Source organism: Rothia sp. HMSC065C12, from assembly GCF_001812085.1.
GTDB lineage: Bacteria > Actinomycetota > Actinomycetes > Actinomycetales > Micrococcaceae > Rothia > Rothia mucilaginosa.
Genome location: NZ_KV807678.1, coordinates 29,911 through 34,969 on the forward strand (window position 1 = coordinate 29,911; position 5,059 = coordinate 34,969).

The 5,059-nt window shown below is 58.3% G+C and carries 2 protein-coding genes and 1 pseudogene; 2 read left to right on the forward strand and 1 reads right to left on the reverse strand.

The window, feature by feature from the left end; genetic code table 11:
- Positions 1–376: 376 nt before the first annotated feature.
- Positions 377–1,132, reverse strand: a complete 756-nt coding sequence (locus HMPREF2836_RS04445) for a nicotinamide mononucleotide transporter (RefSeq protein ID WP_070629567.1) — start codon at positions 1,130–1,132, stop codon at positions 377–379.
- A 487-nt stretch (positions 1,133–1,619) separates the two neighbouring features.
- Here HMPREF2836_RS04445 and HMPREF2836_RS04450 point away from each other — a divergent pair, with 487 nt between their 5' ends.
- Positions 1,620–2,699 (forward strand): S-layer homology domain-containing protein, encoded by a 1,080-nt coding sequence (locus HMPREF2836_RS04450; protein WP_070629568.1) that lies wholly within the window; start codon positions 1,620–1,622, stop codon positions 2,697–2,699.
- A gap of 376 nt (positions 2,700–3,075) precedes the next feature.
- Positions 3,076–5,059: pseudogene (locus tag HMPREF2836_RS04455) on the forward strand (peptidase); the annotation flags it as partial.

The window sequence follows — 5,059 nt, forward strand, 5'->3', positions numbered from 1 at the left end:
TGCTCCCCGCACGGGCGGGGATGAGCCCGCCGCCCCGAACGGCCTGGTTCTGATGATGGGGTGCTCCCCGCACAGGCGGGGATGAGCCCAGCCCGGCGATACCGGCGATAGGGTTTTTAGCGTGTTCCCCGCGCGAGCGGAAATGAGCCCACCATGCTCGCAAGGCCAATCATGACATCCGTGTGTTCCCTGCATTGGCGGGGGTGAGCCCTATATCAAGGGCAATAATGAAAGAAACTCAACGTATTCCCCGCACTCGCGGGGCACAGGTAAGGCCCCTCGACCCGCAGCAGTAGACTGCAGGTCGAGGGGCCTCCTCATGCATTAGCGTTAGCTGGTAGAAAGGTCAGCGCCCGAAAACCCGGGAACCGCCCCTTTACGCCACCGCCACGGTGCCCTTGGCTGCGGTGCCATTTCGGGTCCACAGCAGCAGTGCTGCCACGCTGTTGATGATGTAGAAGATGTACTTGCCGACGTTCGCAAAGTTGCCCTGAGTCAGCGCCTTTACGCACTGCACGGCGTTGTACAGGAGCCAAAACTGCCACTGCATCGTGAGCTTGAGCGCGTTCAGAATGTTTGCTGACAGGGACAATCCAAACACTACGGTCGTGATCCAGAACAGGAACGAGGTCTTGCCGCCGTAGCCAATGTAGTTCGCAATCAGGGAGAACGCGAACGAACCGGCCACAATGCCGCCAATAATCAGCTGACCCTTCGCGCCGGTCGGCGGTTCCATCGCCTTGCCACGTTCGGAGTTCTGCCACCTACGAATCGCGAAGGTGTACACGATGAAAGTGACCGGGTAGGTGATGATTGCTGCCTTGTTGCCCAGAATGTAGTCAATCGCGCCAGACAGCGCCGTGTTAATAATGCCGAGCACGTTGCCGACGTTTGAGAGGCGGCCGGTCAGGCGGGTAGACATCATTGAAATACCCACGTTAATCACGGAAATCACGCCGAGGGGAATGAAGGGCGTGATCGGGCCCCAGTCAACGTATTTGGCGAGGTTGGTGCTCAGGTATCCTGAGGCGATTGCGATGGCGATAACCAGTGCTACGCCGAAAAGGTCGGCGTACTTAGACTTGGCGAAAAAGAGGAGAGCCTTCTCGTATGAGAATTCCTTGGCCTCCATGGGTAACTCCTTTGTTGAGGATATAGGAACAGTGATAGGGTACCAATAACTATAACTCTTTGAAAAGGGTTTGAATCGGCGTGTCACACATAAAACTTCAGAAACCCACATATTCCATATCTCGGAACACCACGGCATTGGGTAATTCAAAATCACCCCATCAAGAACCCATGCCAACTTCCGGCAAACCTTGCCAGATATCGCCCCTACTTCGTTGAACATCGAAAATAGGCGTAAAATCACCGCCGTTTCGTCTTCGCTTTAAAGGGGACCTTAAGGTACGCTAGATGACTGGGTCAGGAACCGTGCCGGTCTCACTCACCGCGCATCCGCCCGACAGACACCCGCACCCCGGCATGCTGCGTCTCACTCACGCACACAGGGGAGGGAACCCACCGTATCGGCCTCACTCACCGTTTACGCCGCTGTCCGCGCGTCCTGCCATCCGTAACTCACTCAACTCAAACAAGAACTGAATAGGACAATCATGCCCTTGATTAACCATCGACTCTCACGACGATTCTTCGTAAAGGGTGCTTCCGCCGCCGCCGCTGCAGGCGCACTGACCCTGCAGGCACAGGCCGCTCAGGCTGACGAAGCTCCCGCAAACCTTGCCCCGGCAACCGAGGAAACTAAAGGCCCGCGCCTCGTTATTCAGCGTGCCACCATCACTGAAACCGGTATGACCGTCAACTACACCGCACACGGTCTGCGCGAATTCCTCACCGAAGGCACCACTCTGACCGTACGCCACGGCTACGTTCGTAACGACTCTTTCGAAACTCTGCGTTCCTGGCCGCTCACCCCCGAATTTGACGGTGACGCTGACAGCTTCAGCGGTAGCGACCAGTTCCCCATCGAGCTGATGCAGGGTGAGGGTGTTGATCACGCCCTGCAGCTGGATATTTGCTCCGACCCGTGGGGCCAGGAGGTTACCCACCAGATTGCTGCGCGCATCCCCGTGGCTGAGACTAAGATCCTGAAGACTTCTTTCGAGGACGTTCCGGGTAGCCACCCGTTCGCTGAGGATATCCGCATGGCGAACCAGAAGAAGTGGCTGATGCCGAACCCGCAGACTGGCGCGTTTGAGCCGGACCGCCCTGTGACCCGTGAGGAGCTTATTGCTCTGCTGAACCACGCTGCTGGTCACGCTGGCGTGAGCGAAAACTCTAATGTTGCACCCTTTGCGGATGCGGCAGACCGCCCGACCGCGAACGCGTTGCACTGGGCTCGTGACCGCAAGATCACCGAGCCGCTCACTGGCGGCGACAAGATTGACCCGACCGCACCGGTTTCTCACGAGGAGCTGGCGGCTGTGTTGTTCCAGTACAACGCGGAGGTTCAGCTGACTGAAATGAACGAGGCTGCTGGTTCTCGTTTCCGCGACGTGCTGGGTGCCGGTACTCTGCACCGTTACGTTGCGTGGGCTGGCGCGAACGACATCGTGCTGGATTCTTCGGGTGTGTTCAACCCGACCGCGCCGACTACTCGTGCGGAGCTGGCTCGTTTCATTCGCCGCTACAAGCTGCAGAACCTGCTGTTCACTGACTTCTCGTATGTCTCCTAATATTTAGTCACCCCTGGCACCGTGTCACCTAGGTACCGTGCGTTGGGGTGCGTGGAACCCCCGTCTTCTGGCTTTTGCTGGAGGCGGGGGTTTTGCCATGTCCCGTATTGCCGCACCTCGGGGAGTTTTAGTGACAGGCTGTGCCTGGCATATGAAATTTTGCGTTATATATGCCTAAAATCTTGCAAAATCCTGTGCGCTAAGTAAGTATTACCTAGAAGGTAAGTTAATGGTTGCCTTACTTAATACTGTGTGAAGGCTAGTTCACTCCTTGTGGGTGCACGAAACACCCGCCGCATAAGGCAGAAAAACACCGCCCCTCAAACAGGGGAGAGGCGCCCCTTCACACACCACCCACACGATAAAGGACATACATATGAACCTCGCATCGAGCAAGGCATTCAAGGGCCTCGCCGTTGGATCGCTGGCACTGGCAATTTCAGGTGTTGCCACCATCCCCGCATCGTTCGCGGCAGACTCCACCCCGGCGGCAAGCCAGAGCACTAACGCTCGCACCATCACCGATAAGGCGATGGCTAAGATCACTCAGGGCCTGCCCGGCCAGTTCCAGGTCGCATACTCCAAGAAGACCAACAAGATTTGGGTTGCGGGCACTGCAGACCGCGACGAGCACGTTTCCACTATCGCTCGTATTGACGCGAACTCCCTGAAGATTGAGGCAGTTGCCGAGCTGCCCATCGTCAAGAACGACAAGGGCTACTCCTACGAGGGTGCGTACGGTATCACCGTCGATGACGAGGAAGGTACCGTGTGGGTGACCAGCACCCGCGATAACTCCGTTGCCGTGTACGATCAGGCGACCATGAAGCAGCTGTGGACCAATGCGGGTCTGAGCAAGGACGACCCGAACTGGATTGAGCACCCCCGCGAGGTGCGTGTCGATCACGAGTCGGGTAAGGCTTTCGTGACCGGTCGCTTCTTTGTCTCGGCTATCGATCTGAAGACCAAGCAGGTTGAGAAGATTCAGCTTGAGGGCGCACCCGATGGCGGTACCCGCTACATCAGCATGAACATTCTGGTGGACGGCGGCAAGCTGTACGTGCCCGAACGCACCGGCAGCAAACTCTTCGTGATCGACACCAAGACCTTCAAGGTCGAGAAGACCATCTCTGTGAAGGGCGATAAGGACGGCGAGGTTCGCCCCTCCGACGTGGCTATTGACCACTCGCAGAACGAAATTTACGTCTCTTCGCAAGGCGTGAAGGGCGAGAACTCCGGTGTATCCGTGTACGATGCGACCACCTACGAGTTCAAGAAGTTCATCCCCTTCGGCACCCAGGCGCTCTCGCTCGACAACGACGAGGCGAACGACCTGGTGTACGTCTCTGACTTCGGCACCGGCAAGGTCGGCGTGATCGACGGCGGCGCAGCAGACAAGCTGATCGCTGAGGTCGCCATGAACGGCGGAAAGGCAAACGACCTGGTCGTACTGCCCAACGGCTCCGTTGTTGCTGTGGACAAGCAGGCTGGCGCAACCGCAACCGTGCCCTACGTCCTCGACGGCACCACCGGCACCGTCAGCACCTCCAACCAGGTCACCAGCAAGCCTTCTAAGGACAAGCAGGGCAACGAGGTTCCCGCCAAGACCTCCGAGATTCAGGCGAACTCCATCCTGAAGTTCAAGGTCACCGCAACCGCAGGCGACAACTCCGAGGTCAAGCAGGTCACCCCCGAAACCCGCGAGTTCCAGGGCTACCCGGCAACCGCCACCAAGACCAAGGCGGCCGACAACAACGCAACCACCCCCTCCACCGAGGCACACCGCACCGTGGACGCAAACGGTAGCGTTGCAAACATCATTCAGGGTCTGCCCGGCCAGTTCCAGGTTGGCTACTCCAAGAAGAACCACAAGCTGTTCGTGCCCACCGTGGGTGCACGTGGCGGCCTCGCTTCCTCCCTGGCACGCGTGAATGCAGACACCCTGCAGACCGAGGCTTTCGCCGAGCTGCCTGTGAAGAAGAACGACAAGGGCCAGTACGGTTACACCTCCGCGTACGGCGTGACCGTTGATGACGTGGACGGCACCGTCTGGGTTACCAACACCACCGACAACTCCGTGGCAGTGTACGACCAGCAGACCCTCAAGCTCATCTGGACCAACGAGGGTGTGAAGAAGGACGACCCGAACTGGATTGAGCACCCCCGCTCCGTTCTGGTTGACCACGAGTCCGGTAAGGCGTTCGTGACCGGCCGCTTCTTCGTCTCCGCTATCGATCTGAAGACCAAGCAGGTTGAGAAGATTCAGCTCGAAGGCGCACCCGACGGCGGCACCCGCTACATCAGCATGAACCTGTTCCTCGACGGCGGCAAGCTGTACGTGCCCGAGCGCACCGGCGGCA